Origin of the sequence: Klebsiella quasivariicola, assembly GCF_002269255.1 — a bacterium.
In the GTDB taxonomy this organism is placed as follows: Bacteria; Pseudomonadota; Gammaproteobacteria; order Enterobacterales; family Enterobacteriaceae; genus Klebsiella; species Klebsiella quasivariicola.
The window spans coordinates 3,798,036-3,823,599 of record NZ_CP022823.1 but is presented as its reverse complement, the minus strand read 5'-3'; the positions used below and the strand labels follow the sequence as shown (position 1 = coordinate 3,823,599).

41 protein-coding genes are annotated in these 25,564 nt (G+C 52.3%); 27 read left to right on the top strand and 14 right to left on the bottom strand.

Annotation, left to right across the window (positions count from 1 at the left end):
- Positions 1-5: 5 nt before the first annotated feature.
- Positions 6-926 (top strand): glutathione ABC transporter permease GsiC, encoded by a 921-nt coding sequence (gene gsiC, locus B8P98_RS19295; protein ID WP_025714159.1) that lies wholly within the window; start codon positions 6-8, stop codon positions 924-926.
- 1 nt (position 927) lies between these two features.
- Positions 928-1,839: a glutathione ABC transporter permease GsiD gene (gene gsiD, locus B8P98_RS19290; protein WP_025714160.1), complete on the top strand. Its 912-nt coding sequence runs from the start codon at positions 928-930 to the stop codon at positions 1,837-1,839.
- A 532-nt stretch (positions 1,840-2,371) separates the two neighbouring features.
- Here the strand turns inward: gsiD and rimO are convergent.
- Positions 2,372-3,697 carry a 30S ribosomal protein S12 methylthiotransferase RimO gene (gene rimO, locus B8P98_RS19280; RefSeq protein ID WP_025713819.1) on the bottom strand — a complete coding sequence of 442 codons (1,326 nt, stop codon included), beginning with the start codon at positions 3,695-3,697 and terminating at the stop codon, positions 2,372-2,374.
- Positions 3,698-3,942: 245 nt separating this feature from the next.
- On the opposite strand from rimO, the gene B8P98_RS19275 reads away from it, so the two are divergent.
- Positions 3,943-4,845: a Kdo hydroxylase family protein gene (locus B8P98_RS19275; protein WP_095033351.1), complete on the top strand. Its 903-nt coding sequence runs from the start codon at positions 3,943-3,945 to the stop codon at positions 4,843-4,845.
- A gap of 16 nt (positions 4,846-4,861) precedes the next feature.
- On the opposite strand, the gene B8P98_RS19270 is transcribed toward B8P98_RS19275, so the two are convergent.
- On the bottom strand, positions 4,862-6,103 hold the full coding sequence (locus tag B8P98_RS19270; RefSeq protein WP_025713821.1) for an oligosaccharide MFS transporter: 1,242 nt from the start codon (positions 6,101-6,103) through the stop codon (positions 4,862-4,864).
- A gap of 377 nt (positions 6,104-6,480) precedes the next feature.
- Between B8P98_RS19270 and bssR the strand changes: the two genes are divergently transcribed.
- On the top strand, positions 6,481-6,864 hold the full coding sequence (bssR, locus tag B8P98_RS19265; protein ID WP_025713822.1) for a biofilm formation regulator BssR: 384 nt from the start codon (positions 6,481-6,483) through the stop codon (positions 6,862-6,864).
- 115 nt (positions 6,865-6,979) lie between these two features.
- Positions 6,980-8,089: a PQQ-dependent sugar dehydrogenase gene (locus B8P98_RS19260; protein ID WP_025713823.1), complete on the top strand. Its 1,110-nt coding sequence runs from the start codon at positions 6,980-6,982 to the stop codon at positions 8,087-8,089.
- Positions 8,090-8,091: 2 nt separating this feature from the next.
- Here the strand turns inward: B8P98_RS19260 and B8P98_RS19255 are convergent, their stop codons facing one another.
- From B8P98_RS19255 to B8P98_RS19215, 11 genes are all read right to left on the bottom strand, one after another.
- Entirely contained in the window at positions 8,092-8,718 is a 627-nt protein-coding gene (locus B8P98_RS19255; protein ID WP_025713824.1) for a glutathione S-transferase family protein, read from the bottom strand.
- Positions 8,719-8,815: 97 nt separating this feature from the next.
- The gene (locus tag B8P98_RS19250; protein ID WP_095033350.1) at positions 8,816-10,102 is read right to left on the bottom strand and encodes a site-specific integrase; all 1,287 of its coding nucleotides are present in this window, start codon (positions 10,100-10,102) and stop codon (positions 8,816-8,818) included.
- Positions 10,102-10,317, bottom strand: a complete 216-nt coding sequence (gene xisR, locus B8P98_RS19245) for an excisionase family protein (protein ID WP_095033349.1) — start codon at positions 10,315-10,317, stop codon at positions 10,102-10,104. The genes B8P98_RS19250 and xisR overlap by 1 nt, the downstream gene beginning before the upstream one ends.
- Before the next feature lie 95 nt (positions 10,318-10,412).
- Positions 10,413-10,724 (bottom strand): hypothetical protein, encoded by a 312-nt coding sequence (locus B8P98_RS19240; RefSeq protein ID WP_095033348.1) that lies wholly within the window; start codon positions 10,722-10,724, stop codon positions 10,413-10,415.
- A complete protein-coding gene (locus B8P98_RS19235; RefSeq protein ID WP_049099375.1) occupies positions 10,702-11,097 on the bottom strand; it encodes a VVA0879 family protein in 396 nt (131 codons plus the stop codon). The genes B8P98_RS19240 and B8P98_RS19235 overlap by 23 nt, the downstream gene beginning before the upstream one ends.
- Positions 11,094-11,318 (bottom strand): hypothetical protein, encoded by a 225-nt coding sequence (locus B8P98_RS31715; RefSeq protein ID WP_095033347.1) that lies wholly within the window; start codon positions 11,316-11,318, stop codon positions 11,094-11,096. Before B8P98_RS31715 ends, B8P98_RS19235 begins: the two co-directional genes overlap by 4 nt.
- A 5-nt stretch (positions 11,319-11,323) precedes the next feature.
- Positions 11,324-11,542 (bottom strand): ParE family toxin-like protein, encoded by a 219-nt coding sequence (locus B8P98_RS32150; protein ID WP_095033346.1) that lies wholly within the window; start codon positions 11,540-11,542, stop codon positions 11,324-11,326.
- Positions 11,543-11,549: 7 nt separating this feature from the next.
- Positions 11,550-11,771 (bottom strand): hypothetical protein, encoded by a 222-nt coding sequence (locus B8P98_RS30530; RefSeq protein WP_134936523.1) that lies wholly within the window; start codon positions 11,769-11,771, stop codon positions 11,550-11,552.
- 65 nt (positions 11,772-11,836) lie between these two features.
- Positions 11,837-12,130: a host cell division inhibitory peptide Kil gene (gene kil / locus B8P98_RS19220; RefSeq protein ID WP_095033345.1), complete on the bottom strand. Its 294-nt coding sequence runs from the start codon at positions 12,128-12,130 to the stop codon at positions 11,837-11,839.
- A gap of 237 nt (positions 12,131-12,367) precedes the next feature.
- On the bottom strand, positions 12,368-12,511 hold the full coding sequence (locus B8P98_RS30525) for a hypothetical protein (RefSeq protein ID WP_157738376.1): 144 nt from the start codon (positions 12,509-12,511) through the stop codon (positions 12,368-12,370).
- A 205-nt stretch (positions 12,512-12,716) separates the two neighbouring features.
- Complete coding sequence (locus B8P98_RS19215; protein ID WP_095033344.1) at positions 12,717-13,223, bottom strand: helix-turn-helix domain-containing protein; 507 nt, start codon at positions 13,221-13,223, stop codon at positions 12,717-12,719.
- A gap of 318 nt (positions 13,224-13,541) precedes the next feature.
- Between B8P98_RS19215 and B8P98_RS19205 the strand changes: the two genes are divergently transcribed.
- From B8P98_RS19205 to B8P98_RS19105, 20 genes are all read left to right on the top strand, one after another.
- The gene (locus tag B8P98_RS19205; RefSeq protein ID WP_095033342.1) at positions 13,542-13,955 is read left to right on the top strand and encodes a toxin YdaT family protein; all 414 of its coding nucleotides are present in this window, start codon (positions 13,542-13,544) and stop codon (positions 13,953-13,955) included.
- A gap of 14 nt (positions 13,956-13,969) precedes the next feature.
- A complete protein-coding gene (locus B8P98_RS19200) occupies positions 13,970-14,224 on the top strand; it encodes a hypothetical protein (RefSeq protein ID WP_095033341.1) in 255 nt (84 codons plus the stop codon).
- Positions 14,221-15,315 carry a hypothetical protein gene (locus tag B8P98_RS19195; protein ID WP_095033340.1) on the top strand — a complete coding sequence of 365 codons (1,095 nt, stop codon included), beginning with the start codon at positions 14,221-14,223 and terminating at the stop codon, positions 15,313-15,315. The genes B8P98_RS19200 and B8P98_RS19195 overlap by 4 nt, the downstream gene beginning before the upstream one ends.
- Before the next feature lie 26 nt (positions 15,316-15,341).
- Entirely contained in the window at positions 15,342-15,737 is a 396-nt protein-coding gene (locus B8P98_RS19190) for a hypothetical protein (RefSeq protein WP_157738375.1), read from the top strand.
- 201 nt (positions 15,738-15,938) lie between these two features.
- Complete coding sequence (locus B8P98_RS19180) at positions 15,939-16,724, top strand: ParB/RepB/Spo0J family partition protein (protein WP_095033338.1); 786 nt, start codon at positions 15,939-15,941, stop codon at positions 16,722-16,724.
- Entirely contained in the window at positions 16,721-17,200 is a 480-nt protein-coding gene (locus tag B8P98_RS19175; RefSeq protein WP_095033337.1) for a hypothetical protein, read from the top strand. Before B8P98_RS19180 ends, B8P98_RS19175 begins: the two co-directional genes overlap by 4 nt.
- Positions 17,197-17,448 carry a hypothetical protein gene (locus B8P98_RS19170; protein WP_095033336.1) on the top strand — a complete coding sequence of 84 codons (252 nt, stop codon included), beginning with the start codon at positions 17,197-17,199 and terminating at the stop codon, positions 17,446-17,448. Before B8P98_RS19175 ends, B8P98_RS19170 begins: the two co-directional genes overlap by 4 nt.
- Positions 17,445-17,936: a hypothetical protein gene (locus tag B8P98_RS19165; RefSeq protein ID WP_095033335.1), complete on the top strand. Its 492-nt coding sequence runs from the start codon at positions 17,445-17,447 to the stop codon at positions 17,934-17,936. Before B8P98_RS19170 ends, B8P98_RS19165 begins: the two co-directional genes overlap by 4 nt.
- Complete coding sequence (locus B8P98_RS19160) at positions 17,933-18,493, top strand: hypothetical protein (protein WP_095033334.1); 561 nt, start codon at positions 17,933-17,935, stop codon at positions 18,491-18,493. Before B8P98_RS19165 ends, B8P98_RS19160 begins: the two co-directional genes overlap by 4 nt.
- Positions 18,486-18,734, top strand: coding sequence for a hypothetical protein (locus tag B8P98_RS31445; protein ID WP_174705288.1), 249 nt, complete (start codon positions 18,486-18,488; stop codon positions 18,732-18,734). Before B8P98_RS19160 ends, B8P98_RS31445 begins: the two co-directional genes overlap by 8 nt.
- A gap of 224 nt (positions 18,735-18,958) precedes the next feature.
- A complete protein-coding gene (locus B8P98_RS19145; protein ID WP_095033332.1) occupies positions 18,959-19,603 on the top strand; it encodes a hypothetical protein in 645 nt (214 codons plus the stop codon).
- 47 nt (positions 19,604-19,650) lie between these two features.
- Positions 19,651-19,920 carry a hypothetical protein gene (locus tag B8P98_RS19140; protein ID WP_095033331.1) on the top strand — a complete coding sequence of 90 codons (270 nt, stop codon included), beginning with the start codon at positions 19,651-19,653 and terminating at the stop codon, positions 19,918-19,920.
- Positions 19,921-20,341: 421 nt separating this feature from the next.
- Entirely contained in the window at positions 20,342-20,509 is a 168-nt protein-coding gene (locus B8P98_RS31085) for a hypothetical protein (protein ID WP_167382678.1), read from the top strand.
- 145 nt (positions 20,510-20,654) lie between these two features.
- Positions 20,655-20,960 (top strand): Ref family recombination enhancement nuclease, encoded by a 306-nt coding sequence (locus B8P98_RS19135; protein ID WP_095033330.1) that lies wholly within the window; start codon positions 20,655-20,657, stop codon positions 20,958-20,960.
- Complete coding sequence (locus tag B8P98_RS19130) at positions 20,957-21,601, top strand: MT-A70 family methyltransferase (RefSeq protein ID WP_095033329.1); 645 nt, start codon at positions 20,957-20,959, stop codon at positions 21,599-21,601. Before B8P98_RS19135 ends, B8P98_RS19130 begins: the two co-directional genes overlap by 4 nt.
- The gene (locus B8P98_RS19125) at positions 21,598-22,167 is read left to right on the top strand and encodes a DUF1133 family protein (protein ID WP_095033328.1); all 570 of its coding nucleotides are present in this window, start codon (positions 21,598-21,600) and stop codon (positions 22,165-22,167) included. The genes B8P98_RS19130 and B8P98_RS19125 overlap by 4 nt, the downstream gene beginning before the upstream one ends.
- A gap of 92 nt (positions 22,168-22,259) precedes the next feature.
- Positions 22,260-22,544, top strand: a complete 285-nt coding sequence (locus tag B8P98_RS19120) for a hypothetical protein (protein ID WP_095033327.1) — start codon at positions 22,260-22,262, stop codon at positions 22,542-22,544.
- Positions 22,545-22,609: 65 nt separating this feature from the next.
- The gene (locus B8P98_RS19115; protein WP_095033326.1) at positions 22,610-22,930 is read left to right on the top strand and encodes a hypothetical protein; all 321 of its coding nucleotides are present in this window, start codon (positions 22,610-22,612) and stop codon (positions 22,928-22,930) included.
- On the top strand, positions 22,914-23,438 hold the full coding sequence (locus tag B8P98_RS19110; protein WP_095033325.1) for a lysozyme: 525 nt from the start codon (positions 22,914-22,916) through the stop codon (positions 23,436-23,438). The genes B8P98_RS19115 and B8P98_RS19110 overlap by 17 nt, the downstream gene beginning before the upstream one ends.
- Positions 23,435-23,896: a lysis protein gene (locus B8P98_RS19105; protein ID WP_095033324.1), complete on the top strand. Its 462-nt coding sequence runs from the start codon at positions 23,435-23,437 to the stop codon at positions 23,894-23,896. The genes B8P98_RS19110 and B8P98_RS19105 overlap by 4 nt, the downstream gene beginning before the upstream one ends.
- A 30-nt stretch (positions 23,897-23,926) precedes the next feature.
- Here B8P98_RS19105 and B8P98_RS19100 read toward each other — a convergent pair whose 3' ends face one another.
- Positions 23,927-24,214, bottom strand: coding sequence for a hypothetical protein (locus B8P98_RS19100; RefSeq protein ID WP_095033323.1), 288 nt, complete (start codon positions 24,212-24,214; stop codon positions 23,927-23,929).
- Positions 24,215-24,375: 161 nt separating this feature from the next.
- Between B8P98_RS19100 and B8P98_RS19095 the strand changes: the two genes are divergently transcribed.
- Both B8P98_RS19095 and B8P98_RS19090 read left to right on the top strand, forming a co-directional pair.
- The gene (locus B8P98_RS19095) at positions 24,376-25,011 is read left to right on the top strand and encodes a putative metallopeptidase (protein WP_095033322.1); all 636 of its coding nucleotides are present in this window, start codon (positions 24,376-24,378) and stop codon (positions 25,009-25,011) included.
- A gap of 31 nt (positions 25,012-25,042) precedes the next feature.
- The gene (locus B8P98_RS19090; RefSeq protein WP_095033321.1) at positions 25,043-25,516 is read left to right on the top strand and encodes a DUF2280 domain-containing protein; all 474 of its coding nucleotides are present in this window, start codon (positions 25,043-25,045) and stop codon (positions 25,514-25,516) included.
- The last annotated feature ends 48 nt before the right edge of the window (positions 25,517-25,564 follow it).

Sequence of the window (25,564 nt, the reverse complement as noted above, 5' to 3'; positions counted from 1 at the left end):
GGGAGATGCTGAATTATGTGATTAAGCGCCTGCTGGGGCTGATCCCCACCCTGCTTATCGTTGCGGTGCTGGTGTTCCTGTTTGTGCATATGCTGCCCGGTGACCCGGCGCGGCTGATTGCCGGACCGGAGGCCGACGCTCAGGTGGTGGCGATGGTGCGCCAGCAGCTGGGGCTTGACCAGCCGCTGCATGTCCAGTTCTGGCACTATATCACCAGCGTACTGCGCGGCGATTTTGGTATTTCCATGGCCTCGCGGCGTCCTGTTGCCAGCGAGATAGCCAGCCGCTTTATGCCCACGCTATGGCTGACGCTGGCCAGCATGAGCTGGGCGGTGCTGTTCGGAATGGCGGCCGGGATCGCGGCCGCGGTGTGGCGTAATCGCTGGCCTGATCGCCTGGGGATGGCGCTGGCGGTGAGCGGTATTTCGTTTCCGGCCTTTGCTCTCGGTATGCTGCTGATGCAGGTGTTTTCTGTCGAGCTGGGCTGGCTGCCGACGGTGGGGGCCGACAGCTGGCGGCACTATATTTTGCCTTCGCTAACCCTTGGCGCGGCGGTGGCGGCGGTCATGGCGCGCTTTACCCGCGCATCGTTCGTCGATGTGCTCCATGAAGACTATATGCGCACCGCGCGGGCGAAAGGAGTGAGCGAAACGCGGGTGGTGCTTAAGCATGGTCTGCGCAATGCGATGATCCCGGTGGTCACCATGATGGGGCTGCAGTTCGGTTTCCTGCTCGGCGGCTCGATCGTCGTGGAGAAGGTCTTCAACTGGCCGGGGCTGGGGCGACTGCTGGTCGATTCGGTAGAAATGCGCGATTACCCGGTGATTCAGGCGGAAGTCCTGCTCTTTTCGCTGGAGTTTATTCTTATCAATTTAGTGGTGGATGTGCTGTACGCGGCCATAAACCCGGCTATCAGGTATAAGTAAGGTGCGATTGCTCAACTGGAGAAGGCAGGCGGCGCTGAACGCCATGCCGGGTATCAGACCCGGCGAGATCCATACCCCATGGCATGAGTTCTGGCGGCGCTTTCGTCGCCAGCCGGTAGCGATGGGCGCCGGTATTTTCGTGCTGTTGCTGATTGTGGTAGCCATCGTTGCCCCATGGATAGCGCCGTACGATGCGGAAAATTATTTTGACTATGATCGGCTTAACGAGGGGCCCTCGCTGGTGCACTGGTTCGGTGTCGACTCCCTGGGGCGGGATATTTTCAGCCGGGTGCTGGTCGGGGCGCAGATCTCGCTGGCAGCCGGGGTGCTGGCGGTGCTGATTGGCGCGGCTATCGGCACGGTGCTGGGGCTGCTGGCCGGGTACTATGAGGGCTGGTGGGACCGGCTCATTATGCGACTTTGCGACGTGCTGTTCGCCTTTCCAGGGATCCTGCTGGCGATCGCGGTGGTTGCCGTCATGGGCAGCGGGATGGCCAACGTGATCATCGCCGTGGCGATCTTCTCGATCCCGGCATTCGCCCGTCTGGTGCGCGGCAATACGCTGGTGTTAAAGCAGCAGACCTTTATTGAATCGGCGCGCAGCATCGGCGCCAGCGACGCCACCATCCTCTTCAACCACATCCTGCCGGGGACGGTGTCATCGATCGTGGTTTACTTCACAATGCGTATTGGGGTGTCGATTATTTCGGCGGCCAGCCTGTCTTTTCTCGGCCTTGGCGCGCAGCCGCCCACCCCGGAGTGGGGCGCGATGCTTAACGAGGCGCGGGCGGATATGGTGATGTCCCCGCATGTGGCGCTGTTTCCGGCGGTGGCGATTTTCGTGACCGTGCTGGCGTTTAATCTGCTGGGCGATGGTCTGCGCGATGCGCTGGATCCGAAGTTAAAGGGGTAGGGTGAGGGAAAGCACCGCCGTGCGGTGCTTTATATTATTTGTGGCTTCAGCGTAGTTTGCGCTCCCGGTTAGTCTTCTGCGTTATGTCTCTTACGGCGCAGGGAGCGCACAGGGGGCGGCCAGTCGCCGCCGCCCCCTGTACCCCCGGGCTCCGGCCAGCAAAATCGCCACTGCGTGGTCCCTTCGACTTATCCCTGCAGGCTTCGGGTCGGGCCGAGGCAGCGTCCGTGCAAAACACGGCCCTCAGCCCGCATCCATGCGGGCTGCCCCGGCCTTCCGGGAACGTCTCAGCGATGTTGAGGCCGCCAGCACCGGCAGTTTCAGCAACAATGGTGAATAAATTAACGACAGATCGCACGCACTGTAGGCCGGGTAAGCGTAGCGCCACCCGGCAAAATAACGATGTAACAGGTCTGCCTGGAAGTAATCAATGCTTGCCCGGCGGCGCTGTGCTTGCGCGGGCCTGGGGGGGGAGCCTACGGGAGGACCCCGTAGGCTGGGAATGCACTAAGCCGCTATCCGGGAAGCTGGACTAGACCCGGGTTCCCCACAGGTCGTATTCGTCGGCGTGCTCGACTTTCACCCGCACCACGTCGCCCGGCTTAACGCGGGTTTCGCCGTTCAGGTAGACCGCGCCGTCGATTTCCGGGGCGTCGGCCATGCTGCGGCCAATGGCGCCTTCTTCATCAACTTCATCCACCAGCACCAGGATTTCGCGACCCACTTTTTCCTGCAGACGCTCGGCAGAGATCTGCTGCTGCAGCTGCATAAAGCGGTTCCAGCGCTCCTCTTTCACCTCTTCCGGCACCTGATCCGCCAGCTCATTGGCGGTGGCGCCTTCAACCGGGCTGTATTTGAAGCAGCCGACGCGGTCGAGACGCGCCTCTTTCAGGAAGTCGAGCAGCATCTGGAAATCGTCTTCCGTTTCGCCCGGGAAGCCCACAATGAAGGTGGAACGCAAGGTCAGATCCGGGCAGATCTCGCGCCACTGCTTGATACGCGCCAGTTGACGATCCGCCGAGCCTGGACGCTTCATCAGCTTCAGAATTCGCGGGCTGGCGTGCTGCAGCGGAATATCGAGATACGGCAGGATCTTGCCTTCCGCCATCAACGGGATCACATCGTCAACGTGCGGGTACGGGTAGACATAGTGCAGGCGCACCCAGATGCCGAGCTTCGCCAGCTCTTCGCACAGGCTGACCATGCTGGTCTTCACCGGCATACCATTGTGGAAACCGGTGCGGTGCTTAACGTCGACGCCATAGGCGGAGGTGTCCTGCGAGATGACCAGCAGCTCTTTCACCCCTGCGTCAGCAAGGCGTTTGGCTTCCGCCAGCACTTCGCCAATCGGACGGCTCACCAGGTCGCCGCGCATAGACGGAATAATGCAGAAGGTGCAGCGATGATTGCAGCCTTCGGAGATTTTTAAGTAGGCATAGTGACGCGGGGTCAGCTTAACGCCCTGTTCCGGCACCAGGCTCAGGAACGGGTTGTGCTTCGGCTTCGGCGTGTAGTGGTGGACGTGCTCCAGCACCTGCTCATAGCTGTGCGGACCGGTGATCTCCAGCACCTTCGGATGTACTTCGCGGATCTGATCCTCTTTCGCGCCGAGACAGCCGGTGACGATCACCTTGCCATTCTCTTTTAACGCTTCGCCAATCGCTTCCAGCGATTCCTGCACAGCGCTGTCGATAAAGCCGCAGGTGTTAACGATCACCATATCGGCGTTGTCGTAGGTGGGTACGACGTCATAACCTTCGGTGCGCAGTTCGGTCAGGATACGCTCTGAGTCCACGAGGTTTTTCGGGCAGCCCAGGGAGACGAAGCCGATTTTCGGCTGATGCGTGACATTGCTCATAGCTTAAAAAGTGTTCAATTATTGGAATGGTCAGGGCAGGAATTCTACAGATCTTTGCGAAAAAGAGTATAGCTCCGTCGCGGTTAATGGTGAAAAAGCGCTCGGCTGAAGCGCATCCTGGCGGTTTGGTTGTGCGTAAACCGCCATTCCTGATAAAAACGGCGGTTATTTACGTTGTATTCTACAAAAATATAACAATTTCTTTACTAAACACCTCGATGACCGCGAGGAGAAGAGGCAAGGAAATGACACCAATAAGTGCACCGGTGGCAATTGCCACCCTGCCGTTCAGTAATCTGGAGATCCCCCCGCAGCCGCCGCAGATCCAACGCTCCCTTGAGCAGGGGAATGTGCTCTATCTGCCGCAGCTGGCCTTTTCATTAACCGCGGCGGAGCAGGGGTTGCTCACGCCCGAGCTGGTCGCGCCGCGGCGCAAGAACATCAGTTATCAACCCGACTCGCGCACGCTCAAAGGCGTTGCCGATCAGCAAAAAACCGCCGCCGTCGCCCGGCTGCTGGCGCGTTATCATCAGATGACGCTGCAGCTGATCGACGCGTTATTGCCAGGCTATGGCGAGGCGTTGCACCATCCGCAAACCAGTCTGCGCCTGCATCCCATCACCGCCTGGCGGGAGAAGACCTCCTGGCGCAAAGATGACTCCCGTCTGCATGTGGATGCTTTTCCGTCACGACCGGTCAATGGTGAGCGTATTCTGCGCGTCTTTTGCAATATTCACCCCCGCGGCGAACCCCGCACCTGGCGAACGGGGGAGCATTTCGATACCCTCGCGGCGCGCTTCCTGCCGCAGCTGAAACCCTGGTCGCCGTTTGGCGCCTGGCTGCAGTCGGCCCTGGGGATCACCAAAACCCGGCGCAGCCATTACGATCATTTGATGCTGGCCCTGCACGATGCGATGAAAAGCGCCCCTGAGTACCAACGACAGGGGGTGCAGCAGGAGATCGACTTTGCCGCTGGCAGCACCTGGATCTGCTTTTCCGATCAGACCCCGCATGCGGCGATGCGCGGCCAGTATCTGCTTGAACAGACGTTCCTGCTGCCGGTAAGCGCGATGACTAACCCGCATCTTTCGCCGCTGCGGGTGCTGGAAACGCTCCTGCAAAAGCCGTTAGTGGCGCGCACCAGATAATGCCCGGCCTGGCGGGTTATTGTGCCGACGTCACGGCGTCTGAGGGGGTCGCGTCGGGCTTTTTCGGTTCGCGCTTATCCTGCAGGGTGAAGATGGAGATCAGGGTGAAGAGCCCGGCAATGCCGCCGAGGATCAGATAGGTGTTGGCGAAGCCAATGGTATCGTACAGATAGCCTGCCAGCGGGGAGTAGATGGCGGTGGCGATCGAGGCGACAAACAGCACCAGTAAATAGACGGTTGACGAGAGTTTATGGTCGAAGTTGGCGGCGATGAATTTAAAGACGGACACCAGAATTAAGGGTTTCTCCAGGGCATGCATCATTTTCACCGCACCAATCCACACCGGGCCGAGGGGCACGGCTGACCCGACGATACGTACCGACATGATTAACCCGGCGATGATCAGCGCCCATTTAGCGCCGGTCCGGTTAACAAACCATGGCATCAGGCAGAGGAACAGGGTTTCGCCGCAGACCTGAATGGACGCGAGGATCCCGTACCAGCGGTTGCCTTCCTCCGGCGTCGGGAACTGCAGTGAGAAGTATTGCGCAAATTGCTGATCGTAAGTGTCGTAAATTTGCGTGACGAAGAGGGTAAAGAGCAGCAGCATCCAGAACTGACCATTCTTCGCCAGCTCAAGGGCATGGGAGACCTTCAGCGACTCGCTTCGCGCCACATCGGCGTCGGTTAATTCAATTTTGGTCAGCATAAAGCAGATGGCGGCGATGACGATGGCGAGGCTGGCGAGCCAGAAGGCCAGATTAGGATTGCTGTCGATATATTTACCTACAATCCAGGCTGCCGCCGCCCAGCCTAACGAGCCCCACATCCGCACCCGACCGTATTCGAACTGGTAGCGGCGAGAAATCTTATCGATGTAAGAGTCGATCACCCCACAGCCGGAATTAAAAATAATCCCCAGATAGATCCCCCCGAGCAGGGCGCCGAACCAGAAGTTATGCACCAGCAGCGGCGCGTAGACGTAGATAAAGAAAGGTCCCACCGGCAGTAGGAGTGCCACCAGCAGCCAGATAAGCCGTTTTTTCAGGCCGAACTTATCGGAAATGTAGCCGAAGAAAGGCTGCATCAGCAGAGCGATGAAGGCATTCACCGAATAGAGAAGGCCGGTTTTCGTCGCGCTGATACCTAGATGCTGGGTGGTCCAGATGACAAAGAAAGCCATGGTCGACGACCAGGCGAACAGGTAGAGGAAATCGAAAAGACTCAACAGAAGGTAGTTTCTTTTACCGGACGTCATGGTTCAGTTCCTTGCAAACGAGCAGAGAGATTATCAGCGAAGTACGCCACGCGCTCGCTGTTTTTCTTTTGTGTTATACGTATCACATTAATTATTTGTTATGACATCCTGACTGCCAGTTGTGCAACTGTGTTTATGCTGTATTGTGATCTTATTGGCACTAATTGACTCAAAAATGGCACTAAACTGTATTTGATTTCATTGTGGAATTAATTGTGATCGTATTACATTTTATTTGTTATATAACCTACAAAACCGTAAAGTTGTCACATTGTAAAGGGTGTTAAAGGCTTGGTAATAATTGACCTGGCGCATCATTTTGCACAAAAAATAACCGTATTATGGAAAGGGTAAAGGACGACAGAGGAGGAACCGTGATGACCGTTGACAGACTGTACCGCCACCTTTTGCAGAAGCTCATCAATGCCAATATTGATATTGATGCCTATCTGCAGCTGCGAAAGGCCAAAGGCTACATGTCAGTCAGCGAAAATGACCATCTGCGTGAAAACTTGTTTGAGCTTTGCCGTGAAATGCGTGCGCAGGCGCCGCGCCTGCAGCATATTGTTTCACCGGAGGAAAAGGAGGCCCTTCGTCTGGCCGGCGAGTCCGTCGCCGCAGCGGCAGTATGCCTGATGAGTGGGCATCATGATTGTCCACTGTACATCGCTGTTAACGTAGAGAAGCTAGAACGCTGTCTGACGGGATTGACTTCAAATATTCATAAACTGAATAAATTGGCGCCAATCACTCATGCCTGATCGGCTGCAACCCAGGGGAAGTGAACGCTTCCCCTGTTAAAGGTTATGTAAAAATCCCCGCGCAAATTTCCCCGCTGGCTACCCTTTAGCCCAGAGCTGACGAAAGGAGAATGCCATGCGTCCGATCCCACTGCTGTTGCTATTGAGCGCCTTAGCGCTACCAGCCCTGAGCCAGGCCGCGGTGCGGGTTGAGGTATTGCAAAACCGGCTGGCACATCCGTGGAGCCTGGCGTTTCTCCCCGACGATCAGGGTATGCTGATTACCCTGCGTGGCGGCGAGCTGAAGCGCTGGCAGCCAGGTAAAGGCCTGTCGGCACCGATATCCGGCGTGCCGCAGGTATGGGCCAACGGCCAGGGCGGCTTACTGGATGTGGCGCTGGCCCCGGATTTCGCCCAATCACGGCGGGTATGGTTGAGCTATGCGGAAAGCGACGCCAGCGGCAAAGCCGGCACTGCGGTAGGCTACGGGCGGTTAAGCGAGGATGCCACGCAGCTGTCGAACTTTACCGTGGTCTTTCGCCAGCAGCCGAAGCTCTCCGTCGGCAACCATTTCGGCGGCCGGCTGGTCTTCGACGGCAAAGGATATCTGTTTATCGGTCTGGGAGAAAACAATCAGCGCCCCACTGCCCAGGATCTCAGCAAGCTGCAGGGGAAAGTGGTCCGCCTGACGGAAACCGGAGGCGTCCCGTCGGATAACCCTTTTGTCGGCCGGACCGACGCCAGGCCGGAGATCTGGGCCTACGGCATCCGTAATCCGCAGGGCATGGCGATGAACCCATGGAGCGACGCGCTGTGGCTCAATGAGCATGGCCCGCGCGGCGGAGATGAAATTAACATCCCGCAGGCGGGGAAAAACTACGGCTGGCCGCTGGCGACGCATGGCATTAACTACAGCGGTCAGCCGATCCCGGAGGCGAAGGGCAAAACGGCCCCGGGTACCGAGCCTCCCCTGTATGTCTGGCCGGTCTCCCCCGGCGTGAGCGGGATGGCCTTTTACGCGGCGCAGACTTTTCCCCAGTGGCAGCATAAGCTGTTTATCGGCGCGCTGAAGGAGACGTCGCTTATCGTCTTATCGGTTGATGGTAATCAGGTCCGCGAGGAGGGGAGGTTACTGGAGGCGCGCGGGAAGCGTATCCGCGACGTTCGCGTGGGACCCGACGGCTATCTGTACGTTTTAACCGACGAGTCTAACGGCGAGCTGTTGCGCTTGAGTCCGGAGAATTAACCTCAGGTCACCGGGATCTGCACTACTTCGCGCCAGGCGGGACGCTGGCTAATCTGCTGATACCAGCGCTGCAGATGGGGCCGCGGTTGCCAGCTATCGAGGATCGACAGCAGATTGTAGACGAAGGGGGCAACGGCAATATCGCCAAGGCCGAACTGTTCCCCGGAGAGCCACGGCATTTTGGCCAGTTCGTCATCGAGCATGGCAAACAGCGATTCACAGGCGCCGATCCCCGCGGCGATGGCCGCCGGGTCGCGCTGCGCCGGCGGCGTCCTGACCAGGCCCATTAACACCGGGCGATGGGCGGGAGAGAGGGTACCGTTGGACCAGTCCATCCACTTTTCCCCTTGCGCGCGCTGCGCCGGCGCGGCCAGCCACAGACGGTCAACGCCATACTGGGCGGCAAGGTAGCGAATAATGGTGTTTGATTCCCACAGTACCACCCCGGTGGCATCATCCTTTAACAGCGGCACCAGTCCGTTCGGATTCATCGCCAGATATTCCGGGTCATGATTGAGACCAAACTCCAGCCCGGCGAGGATCTGCTGATAAGGCAGTTCCAACTCCTCCAGCACCCAGCGTACTTTCTTCACGTTGGTCGAGTTATTACGTCCCCACAGTGTAATCATTTTCGCTCCTGAGTTTGTTTCACTGCCGTTGCAGCGCGATCGGCGATCATGTTGGGATAAAGTTAATATTCCGGCAACTCTTTTTATTTGACTGTAATTAAAGGTTTTTTATACCCACTACCTTGCGTTTGGGGCACCCATGGGACACTACGTCAGAAAAGCTGTCGTTCAGCATGTCTACCTGGTTACGATTCATTTCACCGATCCACTTCGAGTAAATCTCATAAACCATCTTCGCGTTCTCGTGGCCCATCTGTCCGGCGATAAACGACGGATTGGCACCGGCAGTTAAAAGCCAGCATGCAAATGTATGGCGTGACTGATACGGGCGCCTGCTTCTAATCCCCGCCTTCTTTAACCCTGCCTCCCAACTATACCCCAGAGACTGAGATCCATAATACTTCGTTTCCCCGCGCCAGTTTTTTGGCGGGACAAACACAAACCGCAATTTTTGTTGTTCAGTTAAGCCATGTTCACGGTGATGGAAGGTGATTTCAGTTTTGCTTAATGCACCTGTTAGCTTGAATTGTTCGCGCAGAGCACCCAGTGCAGGTTTAAGCAGAGTTACCGTTCTGATCCCCGCTTCGGTTTTGGGCGGAACGAATAGCCCCTCATTCGTCTGGTTGCGTCTGACATACAATTCACCTTTATCAAGATTTACATCCTCCCAGGCTAACGCTGTGAGTTCTCCATGACGAAGGCCGGTAAAGATGGCCGTTGTCCAAAGCAGAGCATGCCTCTGCGGGAGGGCGTTTATAAAACCCTCATACTCACTCTGGAGGAGCGGATCCGGGTCTCGCCTGGAGCGCTTAAGCATCTTTATCCCGTCATGCGGGGTATGGCTTATAAAGCCGCTCAGGTTTGCCAGTTTGAGTAATGCAGTCAGGTTATTCATCAGGCCATTGACCGTGGATACAGCGCGGCCTTTTTTTTGTAGCCAGGGTGCATGATCGCTAATGGTATCGCCAGTTAACAGCGTATTCCTGTAGTTCAGCAGGTCTGTATGCTGGATGTCAGCAATTAGAGTATTTCTTCCGACGATGGCGGAAAGGGTAGCTACGCGTGACTCAGATCCTTTATACGATGCTGCCGATACCTCAAGTTTTTTTGCATCCAGATACACTTCGCACAATTCACCAAAGGTTTTAATTTTTTGTGTCGTAGTGAATTTTTTAAGCGCTTTTGATTCGGGGAAATACTCTGCGTAGTCAAATTTACCCTGCTGAATTTCACTTACAATTAAAGCGCGGAGATTACCAGCCTTCCGTATATTACTGTTTGATACAGTCCAGCCTCGCAAAACTTCGCGGCAACGTATGCCGCGATATAGAAAGCTAATCCTTATACCCTTCCCATGCAGCTCTACGCCAGCAGGCATATTCATTAAGTTTCTCCAACGAGCCTATTAATCCTGGTGTAGTTGTAGAGAAGCGTCACTCTTCCTTCTGAAGCTTTGGGGTCAGGTGGGTGCTTCTTATAATGAACCCCTTCAATCCATCGCCCCTCCCGGTAAGATTTAATTTGCCGGGGAGTCATATACATCTTCGCTACAATTCCCTTTTCCATCACCCATTCATCTTCACGAGTAATATCGGCCATAAATAACCTCATGGCCGGGAAACTATAATCAGTGTCCCGGCTTAATGTTGATTATTGGAAATCATGCAGTGTGCTGTCGCATTGTTTGAACTGAATTAACCTGCTTGTGAATTATTAAGCGCACTTCTGAGTGTTTCTTTCGCGGTTTCCCAGTCCTGATCTAAGGCTTCCTTGATGGACTGGTACAGCCATTCCGCATCCTGCTGCCAGTCGTCTGCGCGTCCTTCTGCCTCACTGGCTTCATCCTCCGCGGTTGCAACACGGTCCATCAGTTCGGACTCGACCTCATTCTGAACCTGCTTACGGATCCGTAGCCGCATCAGTTCGGCAACCTCTTCCAGAGGGATGACGCCAAGCAGCTGCTCAGGGTCGGCGTTTGAGTATTTAAGAATTAGCGCCTGGCACATGGCGCGCCTCCAGTTTTATGCGTAACTCGTGTGCTTGCTGCTGGCTTGCAACTTCAAAATGAGGGTGTTTCTTTTCGTCCGGGGTGATCACGGTCAGCTTGTGGATCTGAAATAAACCGCCGCACGTCCAGTTACAGCCTTTACCTTCAATACGGTCACTACCAGCACCCGTGAAGCGACCAACGCAGGAAAATCCCAGTACACCCTGCACCTCTTCAAAGTCTTTCCCGGCTCCAGCGGTAATCAACCACCGTGCACTTTGAACGGTGTTACATGCGGGACAGATAAACGCGTAATCCAGTGGATCAACGTCCTGAGCTTTAATCTCTGCACGAAACGCCTCTAGGGTTAATTCTCTGTTTTGGTTGCTCATCGTATAGCCTCCGCCTGAAGCGTTTTGTACGCACGTAGTACATGAATGACTTTGCCAGATATCACCGTTTTCAAGATAAAGAAGCCGCTCCTGCTGGCACGAACGCCAGGAGCCAGGAATAAAGTTGTCTCGACCGCGCGATTATGGCGTCGGAACTCGAATACTGTACTGGTGATAGTGGCGGTCGCGGTCGCTCCCTGATCGTTGAACTCAACTTTCATGATGGCTATCTCCTGTCTTTAATTTGGTTATATTTTTTATGGCTCATTACCTCCCAGCAATTCCCATTATTTCTGGATAACAAGCGCCATTTCCTGCCAAGCTTTAAACTTAAATTTCCGCATTTGATCCGACATGGCTTTATATTTCCGCTGTCATACAAGCCCAGAACCTGTGAGGCCCTTTCATTGATATGTAGAGGGATGCGGTTAGATGTTATTATCATTTGCCACCTACCAGCGTTTATGGCTCATGTAGCCCGGTTGTGAAGGCAAGGATTTACGAAACGTAGATATAGAGTTAGCCAGAATGTTTTTCTGCTTCTCTTTCTCGTTGCATGCTGGACAGAAATATCTTTCTTTCCGATATGCACCTTTACCAGAAGGGCGGTATTGAAGTTCTTGGCGTGCGAAGGAGCCGCCGCAGCCATAGCAGTTATGAGTTTCGGTTTCCATATTTATTCCTGTATTAAGGTGTGTGGATGCCTGCCGCTTAAGGCATTAAGTAAATTGGTAATTAATTAATATGAAACTTCGGTGTTAATTTTATATTGAGCAGTATGCATATCTGCATTGACGAAAATTAAATCTCCGTACATGTCATAATTTAAAGAGATATCGCTAAATTTAAGTCCTGACTGCGCCTCTACGCGCCCACAAAACATATTGTCTTCTTCGTGCTTTTCGGAGTCATGAATAACTTTCATTGACTCCATGGCCTGAGCCCACATTTCTTTGCTATCAACAAAATGGGCTATCGCTAACTTGCTTTGAGCTGCCTGAACCTGAGGATTGTGCTTCGGTAAACTAGCCATGAAAAACCCTCCACAGAGGAACCAGGAACATTGCTGCTGATACCCATACCGGAATCATCAATAGAATGACAATTACCAGCGAACGAATGCCGTTTCTGCTCATACGCCACCCCAGCACTGAAAACTGACAAATAAGACCGCAACCAAAAACAGGGTGACCTTAATGCAGAACCGGTTCCACGCTGGAACCTCTTCTTCTCTAATCATCTCTTCTCCTCACCTCAGTAACCAAATTGGTCAGACTTCCGCATTCAATTCATCGCGAATATCGCCTGCAGCCATCATCAAATCCCAGTCGTTATCGCTTAGTGCATCCTGTGCTATGCGGTATGAAACTTGATAGCGGTTCATCAGGTACTGAATCATTTCTGCTTTAGTCATGGTGATAACCTCGTTTAGTTGTCCCTTATCGCCGGGTAGCGGAACGTTTAACCTATCGCACCGTTGTGTCGATAAGTAGAGAATACTACATAAAGTAGATTGGTCAACACCAAAAGTAGAAATAAATATCTACTTTTGGTTGTTTTATTGTTTTGGAGACACAAAAAAACCCAGCATTGCTGGGTTTAGGGAAGTTGTTTGGGGGTTATTTTTTGTCTGGGTCTGCGTATTCGCTGTAGAACTCCAGGAGCTTCTTATAGCGAATCTCAAAGGCCAGAAGCATGTTGTTTGCTTCGGCATCAGGGAATTTTCGGAAGACTCGAATCAGGCGTTTCTCTTCATCGCTTAAGCTGGTGAATTCTGTTTCGTCGCCTTTATCTGGATGGGAGGGGGTGGAAGCCTCTGGAACGATATTGGATTCAGCTACGTTTTCTACTGCCCCGTAGTCGAGCCAGGCTGGAGGCACGTTCAACCATTCCGCAATTCTAATTAGCTTTTCATCGCGTGGTTTTGCTGTGCCGAGCGTATACCGCCTAGCCATTTCGTAGGTGACCTGTCCCGCATGACTTAATTGCTTAACAGACAAGTTCTTTTTACTCATCTCTTGGTTAAGGCGGTCTGCGAAGTCTTGATGCTTATTCGATTTTTCTACCATAGGTAGAAGATTACGGCAGGGCGTGTTTTTAGTCATTTCTATTTTAAGTAGTTGCATTCTCTACTTTGTGTAGTATTCTCTACTTACCAACTCACAGGAGGTAAGAATGCTTACGCCATACAAAAACATCACAGAGAAGGCCGTCAGGGCGATTGGGAATGTTTCCTGCGTCGCGCGGATGTTCAACTTTAAATCTAGCCAATCAGTAGCAAATTGGATTAGCCGCAATAGCGTACCTAGCGACCGCGTGATTCCTCTTTGTCGGATGGGCGGGTGGGTTGTCACTCCCCACGAACTTCGTCCGGATCTTCACCCGACACCAATCAGCGGGCTTACGGAAGAAATTATCACCAAGCGACAGAAGGAGTCTGATTGATGGAAATCAAACACGAGCACATCGAAATGGCCCTGCTCGCCTGGGCTGCAGAAGTTGGCCAGGCGAATGCAGCTAATTCAATCGCTGAAGAGTATGCGCGTATTGGTGGTAATCAACTGCGCCTGGTACCAGGGAAGACCTGGGCCAATCAGCAGAATATTTTCCATCGCTGGTTGAAGGGGGAAACCGAGTTGCAGCGCGAGAAAATCCGCATTCTGCTCCCGGCCATCTTGCGCGTTCTCCCGCGTGAAATCCGTCATCGACTGAGTATCTACGACACCATTGAGCGCCGGGCGCTCCTGGCGGCCCAGCACGCCATTGGTACGGCGATTGATGCGCATGATGACGCTATCGAGGCCGTTTACAGCAAGGCGTATCAGCCTGGTGCTGTTGAAGTGACGAAATACCACTGATTCCGGAGGTGACTATGTGTAACCAGTCTGCTGCTGAATTGATTGCTCGCCTGAAGCGGGCTTATCCGGCGTATGCGCCGTCTGAAGGAGATCGTGCAAGCAACGGCATCCCTAAGGCCGGAGCACGCTTTCAGCACAGGCAGAAGGGCCACATGGTGACGGTAATCACGGCAACCGAGAAAGATGTTTCCTACCGCAAAGCCTGCGGGACTGTTGGCTGGGTGGGATTGAGAGAGTTTTTACGGCTACACAATGAGGTTTCGGTATGAGCAATCAGGTGTTTGACATTGTTCAGGCCATGTCAGGACAGGGGAATTGCATCACGATCCCCGGACCGTATCTGGATTTATTTGCAGGAGACAGGCAGCAGCATTTGCTGGCCGCCATCCTGAACCAGCTGGTGTTCTGGTCTGGTAAGTCAAGCCTGGACGATGGCTGGTTTTACAAAGAGCATGCGGCGCTTGCAAAGGAGGTGCGTGCTAAAGACGGCGATGTGGTCCGAAAGGCGATGTTCAAAATCACAGATCAGTACCTGTCAGGAGTTATCGAAGAAGAGCTTCGCCAGGTAGCTGGTACGCCAAAAAAACACTACCGCATCGATCAGGATGCACTCATTTCCCGGATATTCCCGCAAATACTGGATTCGGCTCTTAAGCCGAATGGGAATAAGTCATTGAAAGTAATGGAAACGGCTCAAGAGCCGAATGGAAACGGCTTAAACGCCGAATCGAAGCAAGTAGTTGAAAGTAATGGAAACGGCTCAAGAGCCGAATGCATTCGTCCCAAGAGCCGAATGGAAACGGCTTATGAGCCGAATCCTGGAAACGGCTCTCAAGCCGAATCCTATCTCTATACAGATCTTAAAAACAGATCACTACATACAGATCATAAAAACCACGCGGGAGAGATTTATCCTGTGGATAACTTTTCTGAATCGACTCAGAAAACAGTCACCCCGGAAGAAAATCTTCCTGATGCTACCGAAGACGGCATCCTGGCTACCGATGACGATTTCGATCTCGCGATGTGGTTCTGGTCGACCATCATCGAGATGTACGAGCGTGCTGCCGAGTTCGACGGCTCTCTGGCAAAACCGAGAGAACCAAACTTTGTAGCCTGGGCGCAAGAGGTTCGCTTGCTGCGCCAGGAGCACGGCTGCAGTCATGACCAAATGCGCACCATGATTGAGCGTATTCAGCGCGACCAGTTCTGGTGCTCAAAAATTCAATCCATGAAGACACTGCGCAGCAAATGGCCTGAGTTGGCTCTGAAGCTGTGCCCGGTAAACCTCGCAGTCGGCGGCAACCCTGGGTTTAGCGGCAAAGTTGATACCAACATCCCGAAAGGTTTTCGGGGCTAACAAATTTAAGCGTGAGATTAAATCTGATGGAAAAAATCACTGACGTATTGAGCGAGTTAGGAAAAGTAACCTGCCGCGACCTTGCTGGATATTTCGACCTGCAACCACCTGAAATGCTGGCACGCCTTCTGGTGCTGGAGCGTGAAGGCAAGGCGCAGAACCTGAACGGCTACTGGATGCCTGGCGGAGATAAAACACCGTTCAGAGCGTCTCATAACCTCACGTCGATAGATATTAAGCTGCTCCAGTCTGTCCCGGTTGGCGTCTGGTTTGAGTGGCAGTCTCTGGTCGGCACTATCGATCGGCCGCACTACCGCTGCGGACGATTGCAAGAGGCGGGCTTCCTGAGTTCCAAAATCACCAACCCTGACAGTCCGTATTACAGCATTAAATTTTGCAAACTCCGCGAGGTGGCTCAGTGAAATTACCTGTGTGCCCTGAGTGTGGGCTTTCTCCGGAATTTAGCTGGAAGAATTACACATTCGGTTCCTGTTCAGTTTCCCTGATGTGCCCGTATGAGCATCATCGCGTCGAGCATAGTTACTGGGCTGGTGGAAAAGCAAATGCCCGGAAGGCGATAGAGAAAAAATGGGTATCAGAAGTGACAAACGGCGAGGTTAAAAATGGCTAAAGACTCAAAAGTTGTATACGGCGCCAGTGGCAAAACGAACGTTTTGACGTTCGAACCTGAAAACCTGCATCTGGTTACCGACAAAACTCACCCGCTTTACGATGAGCGTATCCACCTGCCTATCAGCGAAGCAATGGTGCTGAACATCATGGATCAGGGCGTTCTTGAGCCGATTATCGTCTGGAAAGACCCGGAAAGTGGCCTGTCATGCGTGGTTGATGGCCGTCAGCGTGTACGCCATACCCTGGAAGCTAACAGGCGTCTGGCAAAAGAGGGAAAAACCCCGCTGCTGGTTCCGGCAGTTACTAAACGCGGTTCAGCTGTACGCATGGCTCAGGCGATGGTCAGCGCAAACGAAATCCGCCAAGCCGATACACCGCTGGGCAGAGCCAAAAAAATGGCTGATGCGCTGGAGCGCGGGCATGATGAGGAAGACCTCGCGCTGATGTTCGGTGTCAGCGTCCCCACTGTACGCGCAACCCTATCACTGCTGGATGCCACTCAGGCAGTCAAAGACGCTGTAGAGTCCGGCACAGTAACAGTTACCCAGGCGCGTCAACTGGCATCACTGAAACCCGAAGAACAGCGGGAAAAGGTAGCCGAAATCGAAGCGGCAACTGCTGGCACTACCGGCCATGAAAAAGCGCGTCGCCAGCGTCAGGTGCTGGGCGATAAGAAACCACGCATTAAAACCCGCAAAGAAATAACCAAAGCCCTCGAGGGCGCCAGTGGAGATTACGCTGATGCTCTGCGCTGGGTGTTAGGGGAGGCTGTATGAATATTGAAACAGTAATCGAGCTCATTCAGTCGCTGGAGTCTGCGGGCGAGCTGTCGATCAGAGAGCAGAAGTTCCTGAAGCTGGCGAAAGCGTACCAGCAGCTGGCTGCGGAGAATGTGGTGCTGAAGGAAAGCCGAAATAATTTGGCTGAATTCATCCATGAAGAACTTGATGCTGATTACCCGCTGAATATGAATCTGGAAACCCATGCCACCGATCACATCGTAGCCGGGATTAAGGCTGAAGGGCGCATTGAAGGCATCAACTTTGCAGCAAGCCGCCTTGCAGCCGCTTTCAATCACGGATTCGTTGATAAGCCAATGGCTGAGGTAGGCGACGTGGTGCGCATGATTCTGACCGCAAAAGAGGATTTAGCAAACGACCCGGTCTTGGCTGCCGATGGCCTGTCAGGTGAATACGCTGAAAAATCACTGGCTGAATGGGAAGCTGCGCTGCGCGAAGAGGGCGACAAATGAGCATCGACTACTTTGATATTGAAGAATTACTGAGCGCTATGTACGACATTAGCGATGAGCAGCGGAATGATGGTTTTGATTTTGATGAACTTCTTTACGAGAAATTCGATATCGGATTTGAAGAATTCTCGAAAGTTATTTCTGTCCTGTTGCCGCTGACGCCTGTTGTTGAATCTGCGCTTACCGGGAAGAAATACCACGCATTTATCAAGGATGGGCTGGCGCTCGTTAAACAGGAGGCCAAATGAGCAGCGGAATCGAGCTTATGCAGCATGCGCTGGGTATCAATGAGCGCAACCGAACGCCGTACCGAAATTATTTCCTCGCCGGAGATGGTCATACGGACAATGGGGCGTGGGAAAAACTGGTTTCTGATGGTTTCGCAACCTCCAGGCCTGCTCCTGATTTTGTTGGCGGTGGAACGCTCTATCACGTCACAGATAAAGGCGAAAAATTAGCTATTTCTGCGCTACCTGAACCGAAGAAAAAGACGCGTTACGAAGAATACCTCGACGCTGATAGTTGCCTGCCATTCGGTGAATGGCTGTTGGGTTATCAACTTCCAGAGGTCGAGTATGACCGTCACGGGAAATGCCGGATGTTCAGATGCTCATACGATGCATCTTATGGCTACCCGCGTCGTGATATTCAGGGCGAATGGTGCCCAACAAAGAAAGCAGCCAAGGCCAGCTACAAAGAGGTGCTGAGTAAGTCAAAACAGGAGCGTGCAGCATGACAACTGATATCACCGAACTGGGGCAGAGAGAGAAATTCGAAGCGTGGGCCCGCAGTCAGAAACTCAGCCTCGCGTATGGGGACTGCGGTTATGTTTATTCCTCAACGGAAATGGCCTGGCGTGCAGTTAAAGCGCTTAGCGCTGAGCTGGTAGAGGCACTGGAGAAGACTGAGAGCGCAAAGAGAACACTTGAATCTCTCGGGTACAGAGACAATGGCGGGGAGTTGTGGAGGCCACCTATTGGCCCTAAACCTAATTTCAGCTTAATGGATTCATATCGCCAGCGCATCGCCGAGCTGGAGTCCTTCCGCACGGCTTACATGGAATGGAGCGATAAAACAGATTGGGTGAACACAGATAGGCGGTTCGGCGTAGTGAAGCCGCTGGGAAAACACCGCGCTGATGTGCTGAAGGCGTACATCGAACATTTGGAGTCCCGCACCGTCACCGTGAAGCTGCCAACAACCCGTCTATGGGCTGGCGTGACTGATTGCTACGAAAAATCGGACGTAATCGCCGCTATTCGCGCGGCAGGCGTGGAGGTTTCTGATGATTAGCAGAAAAGAGTTGTTTGCTGAAATTAGCAACGAGGCCGTTTGTGAGGGTGGCGAGGTGGTCGGGTATTTCGTCAGAAACAACCGCATGGATACGCTGGAGCAGATGCTATGCATCAGCGTCCCCGTGAAGCTGCCGCGCCCTGGTTTCGTCTCTATCTCAGGTGAGCGCATGGCTGTTTACCTGAAGGCTGATGTTGAGGCGGTGCTGACCGCCGCTGGCATCAAGTGGGAGGCTGAGTAGATGGCCGTTACAAAAATGCTTTGCGTTATCTCGACCAAGCCTGCCTGGTTTACTCCAGGTGCTGTCTACGATTCTGAGCCTCGAGGCGTTGATAAATGCATTTGCGGTGACAACCTCGTTTCAGACCTCAACCAAGAAGACTGGTACGAGATGAGCCAGCGTGCTGATGGCCTGTGGTTCTTAATCGGTTTTCAGCAGTCAATCTTGTTCCGGGGAGTCAACCAATGACCAATAACCAGTTAACCAGAGAAGAGAATGTTCAGGCTGTCTTTGATTTAAAAGCCGGCTACACATTGGGGCTCGCCGATGTAGAGATTCTCAAGCGAGTAGCCCGCATGGCGCTGGCCGCAATGGACAGCGAGTCGGTGGCGGTCCCTGACCATCTTACGTATCTACAGAATCCAACTCTGGAAAATGTTTTATCTGACGACGAAGAAAATTCACCGATGGCGCATGCTGCCAGGATACTGGCTCGCGAGGTTAAATTCTGGCGCTCGGCTCCGCTCTATCTCCACGCGCAGCAGCCGGTAGTGCCGGAGGATGTGCTGGACGCATTACAGAAGGTTGCTCGAATACGGCTCGACCTGAATGAATTCGACGGCGATCGCCGTGGTATCGCTGATTGCCTGGGTGATGCCGAAGAAGCGTTAATCGAGGTGGTAAATCGCCGCGCCGCTATGCTCCAGGCTGGTAACTCTCCGGTAATTCCGGATGGTTACGTGATGGTGCCGAAGGAGCCGACATCTGAAATGCAGTCAGCAGGAGCAAGTGCTATTCGAATCGAAACTACGGCGGTTAATAAGCTATGGACAGGCAATGCTGTGTACCGGGCCATGCTCGCAGCCGTCCCTCAGGAGGTGAAGTCATAAAACGCAAAAGCGACATTTGTTATCAACAAATCTAAGGTTTGTTATTTATGCGAATGATAACCAGGAAGAAGCCGGCCTTCACCGAACTGTTCAACACGGGAGTTCTTACCCGCATCGTTGCGGTAAAAAGCCCTGACGGAGGAGGTTGGCGGTTGTTCGGTTTATGGCGCGATAAGGATATCGCGGTTTTTGTCGAGGCTGCTCGTGGTGGAATCAGGGAGTGGTCAGGTCTGGACTACCTGGCTAACTTCTGCGGGAGCTGTGGAATTAGCCTCTGGGAGATTCACAGCAAGGTCGAACCCAAGTTACTTCAGTGATTATTAGCCCATCACCTTAAGCCCGCTTTTGCGGGTTTTCTTTTTCTGGCCTAGTAAATAGGGGCTTGCACACTACACAAAATGTGCATTCTTTGTCGCGGTAGTGTTTTCTGCTGATCCATTTAACATGCAATTAATTAAATTCTGAAATTGGCTGGATTCTTCTATCTGAGTGAAATAGGGGGTTGCGCCAGAGAAAAAATGTGAATGACTTTTTTATATTCGTAATTTTCATTTAAGATGTTGAATTTATTGTTATTTGTATTTTTTCGATCATTCTCTTTTATCCGTGAAAATAGGGTCTTGATGGACGATCTAAATATGTCATTGTATTCCAGAACGTCGCGAGTTCATTTTTAGCCATCACTGTACAGGAAAAGCAAAAACCACTAATTATGGAATATTCACAAGGTGCTAACTAATGAATGAGAAAGAGATTATTGAAGCAATTCGCATTCTGGGTCGTTATGTCGTTGATAGCCTGCCTGGGGGGATTTTTGTTCTTACCCCAATGGAGGATGGGGAAATCATAAATACCGAGGAATCTCACAAGCAATGTAAAAGATTCTTCCGGAAGAAGAAAAGCTGATTTATACTAATCACTTCGGCTGAACACCGAACCTATCGCGCCATCACCGGAGTAAAGTGATGACGCAAAAACGCAGCAACGCTATTTTACGCCGTGCCTTTGTGCGCGGTGTTTCTGTTTGTCTGTCGCACCCAGGCGGTGCGGTATGAGCAAATCAAAAAACAAAGCTGAAAAGCTCCATCTTAGCCGTGTGGCCGCGCTTGGTTGCATAGTTTGCCGAAATCTTGATTACGGTGAATCACCGGCTGAAATCCATCACTGCAGCTCTGGCACGGGCTTATCTGTCCGTGCTGACAACTTCCATGTAATCCCTCTATGCCACGCACATCACCGCACGGGCGGTCACGGCGTTGCTATTCATGCTGGCCGTAAATCATGGGAAGAAAAATTCGGTACTGAAAGCGAACTGCTGGCGCAGGTTCTTCAGGAGTTAGGGGAGATCAACGCATGACTTACCAACTTATTTACGTCGATCCGCCCTGGCAATACGGCAACAAAATCAGCAATGGTGCAGCAGAGAATCACTACGCCACAATGAGCCTCTCAGAGCTTAAACATTTACCAGTATGGGAAGTGGCTGCTGAAGATGCTGTTTTAGCAATGTGGTACACCGGCACGCATACGGAAGAAGCGATCGAGCTGGCTGAAGCCTGGGGCTTTCGTATTCGCACGATGAAGGGTTTTACGTGGGTAAAACTCAACCAAAATGCAGAGCGGCGATTCAATAAGGCGATAGCCGAAGGTGAGCTGGTGGATTTCAACGATTTGCTTTCCATGCTCAACAGCGAGACACGGATGAACGGCGGCAACTACACCAGGGCAAACACTGAGGATTTGTTGATTGCTACCCGCGGTATTGGGCTGGAGCGCGTCAACGCATCGATCAAACAAGTTGTGTATTCATGCCTGGGCGAGCACAGCGAAAAGCCGTGGGAGGTTCGCCACCGGCTGGAGAAGCTTTACGGAGACGTATCACGCGTAGAGCTATTTGCGCGCGAATCCTGGCCTGGCTGGGACCGCTGGGGAAACCAGTGCTCCAACTCCTTTGAAATTATCCCCGGACATATTTTTAAAAATGAGGTGAATGAATGATTAACCCTTCTGAGATTGGTAAGTCAGGTGAAATGGTTCGCCTCCGCACTCTGGAAAGTATCTGGATACAGGGAAAGCTGCGCATGTGGGGTCGCTGGTCATATATCGGGGGCGGTAGTGGTGGCAATATGTTTAACCAGCTACTGGCATCCGGGAAGATAACTAAAACGGCTACCAATGACGCTTTGCGCCGCATGAAAAAATCAGGGCTTACTAAGCCTGAGCTGGAAGCATTTTTAAAAGAAATCCTCGGGGGTAAGAATAAAAGCGGTCTGGCGTTTTGTTCTGATGAAGAAGCGCTGACCATCAATTCTGTGCTTGGGAAGATATTGGTTCGCTCGGGACATAAGAGGCTTTATGCGCTTATAGAAGACAGGTATATCAAGTGCCTCAGTAAAAAGGCGATGGCCCGCGACCTTAACGAAAAGCACCCCGAGTGGTGCCTGAGAACGTGTGAAAGTAGGATCGATGTTTGGCTTAATCTTGCAGAATCGATGCTTTACGCACCAATGTGTGACGCGTTTGGCGCAAATGGCGATAGATTTTACTTGCATTCTTGCGCGTAAAGTGCTTGAATTGTGATAGGCTCGGGACGTTAAAGCGAACTGAGCAACAGCAACATATTAACCCGCCACTAAGCGGGTTTTTTGGATCTTAAATGCTTGATTTCATAATTTCTATTCCTAATAAGATTGGGGAACATTTTGCAGCGATGACGACTCTCGTCTTTGTTGCCACGATTATAAAAATCGTTTTCCCATTTATTGGTTACTTGATAAATAGAGTATTTGAATATCGCACCTATAAGCGTTGGCTTAAGATTCCTGGTATGACTGAAGAGCGCGCTAGAACTGAAGCAAGAAATATCTGGCGGCCAAAGTCTAAACTTCCAAAATGGCTTTTAAAACTAAAAGAAAAACTCTTCCCTCCCAAATTTTTTTAAAGGGCCGCTGATGCGGCCTTTTTTATTCCTATCACAGCCTCCGTATTAATCGAAGGTGAGAGATCATGAAAATGAACAACCAGAACGAGAATATCGTTACCCATTTCTTTGGGTGGCTGGCCGCTGTCGCCTCAATGTTGGGGATAACTACCCAAGACATGGTTTATATCCTCTTTGGTTTTATCGGCGTGGTGATTTCTCTCGCGTCGTTTGTACTGGGTCGTATGGATGCAAGGAAAGAACGCAGCGAAGACAGCAAGCGAACGCAGTTGCTGGCTGATTATCTCCATGGTGTTCAGCAGAAACCGGTCCGTGAGCGTCCATCATCAGCAGAGGTGATCACCGAATCAATGAACAGGATAAACAACGATGGCGCAACTGACTAAAAAGGCCGGTGCTGCCGGTGTGGTTTGTTCTGTTGGCGCGATTATCGCAATCGTGCTGAATGCTGGTAACGTTCGGACCAACGAGCGTGGGCTTGAGCTGATTGGTAATGCTGAAGGTTGTCGGCGTGATCCGTATGTTTGCCCGGCTGCCGTTCTCACTGATGGCATCGGCAACACCCACGGCGTTAAAGCTGGCGTGCGTAAAGCTGATAAGCAGATCGCCGCTGATTGGGAGCGAAACATCCTTGAGGCTGAGCGTTGCGTGAACACCTACGGCAATGGCCGGCAACTGAGCGACAACACGTTCGCTGCCGTCACGTCCATAACGTTTAACTGTGGATGTGCAACCATGAAGCAATCCACGTTATTTCGGTATCTGAAAGCAGGGGAAACGGAAAAAGCCTGCAGCCAGTTTCCTCGCTGGGTATACGGTGATGGGAAAGTCCTCCCTGGCCTGGTGACACGTCGTGCAGCAGAGAAACAGCTCTGTTTGGACGGTGTGAAATGAGCCGCTTAACCGCCATTATCAGCGCAGTGGTTATCTGCCTGATAGTCAGCCTTGGGTGGCTGGCCAGTCACTACCACGGCAACGCCACCGAGTTCAAAAAGCAGCGCGATAAAGCAACTGAGCAACTCAGCCTGGCGAAAGACACCATCGCTGACATGCAGGCCCGTCAGCGAGACGTTGCTGCACTTGATGCCAAATACACCGGAGAACTGGCAGATGCTAAAGCCACTATCGATCAGCTTGAGCGTGATGTTGCTTCTGGCAAGCGTCGGCTGCAGCTCAACGCCAGATGTTCAGAGAACGGAACGACCGGCACCGGCGGCGTGGGCGATGCTTCCAGCCCCCGACTTACTGACTCCGCTGAGCGGGATTATTGGCGTCTCCGAGCCGGAATCGCCACAGCCACCGGCCAGGTGAGCTACCTGCAGGACTATATAAAGTCGCAATGCACAAACTAAAAACAGGGTGACCGGAATCACCCTTTGGTATCACTGACTAAAGTCTTTGTTGCTGTTGTCAATAGTGATCTTTGTAGTGTGGTCGATATCACCAAAGGGACCCTGAGTAACTCTATGCTCTACGTTGGTGACGGTGGCATAGGGTCCTGAAGAGGTGCAGATAGACTCAGCTTTGTCCCCTCTCATATCATTAACATTGATCGAGTCGCCACGGCTAATGGCACCGAAAGGCGCATTAGAAGTTAACTCGAGTAATGCTTTGTTTTCCTCGCGACTGAAAACAATCAGTCTGTAAGAGTTTTTAATTAATTCACTCATGTGTTGTCCTTACAAGTTGATAAACATACCCAGCATAATTTATATGGGTATTAACTTATCGAACTCAAGGGGGCGAGCTGAAGTCATTAACTAGGCATGCAATATCAAATCGGGATTACCAATTAAGGTTTTTAGTTGACGCACGCTGAGGTTTGTTCTTCATGAGCGATGAAAAGATTTATAGGCCATTCCCTCCCGTCAATTTCACTGGTGAGAACTGGCTGCCTTACACCCGGCTTATCCCTGCTGCCGAAATTGGCGAGTGGATTAACCAGAACATCCTCTCCGAAGACGGACGAATCCATAACCCTGACCATACGCACTTGCTCGAAGCTGATGTCGCGTTCATGTGGGCCTCTGGCTCATTCGCCAAAAGCGGGCGCATTGTGCTGGGTCAGTGTGAGCAGGTAATGATGCGCGCCGGTGGCTGGCAGAAAGCCAGAATGGATCAGCAGATGCATGAATGGTTCGGTCGCATACCGAAGTTCATCATCACGCTGGCTGCCGACTACTGCGAGCAATGCAGCGATGTCGAATTCTGTGCACTGGTGGAACATGAGCTTTATCACATCGCCCAGGCTACCGATGAATTCGGCGCGCCGAAGTTCAACAAAGAGACCGGGCAGCCGGTGCTTAAACTTCGAGGTCACGACGTCGAGGAATTCGTTGGAGTGGTCCGGCGTTACGGTGCCAGCAAAGACGTGCGGGAAATGGTTGATGCGGCGAACAGGCCAGCGGAGGTTGCACATATCGATGTTGCCAGGGCGTGCGGGACTTGCATGCTGAGACTGGCTTAAATTCAGGACAGGTTAGGACGGATGGTGAATTATGGCGGCATTAAAACCAGAGGTTAAAGCTTTCATAATTCAATCGGTTGCTTGTTACGAAGCACCCTCGCAGGTCGCTGATGAAGTCCTAAAAGAATTTGGGATAAAAATAACCCGGCAGCAGGTGGATCAAAACGATCCGACGAAGGTTAGCGGTAAGGGATTGGCTAAGAAATGGGTAGACCTTTTCAATGCTACCCGTAAGCGCTTCCAGACCGAGATATCTGACATTCCGATCGCCAATAAGGCGTACCGTCTCCGCGTGCTCAACCGCATGGCCATAAATGCCGAAAGAATGAAGAACTACGGTATGACCGCGCAGCTACTTGAGCAGGCCGCTAAAGATGTAGGAGATGCCTACAGTAACAAGCTGAAGGTAGAAAGCACCGGGAAGGACGGTGGCCCAATTAAAACCGAATCGGTAGCAATGACCCCGCAGGAAGCAGCCGACGCATACAAAAAGCTGATGGGCTAAAACTGCAAAAACAAGAATTACGCAGGTTAAAAAACCTATGCATTTTTG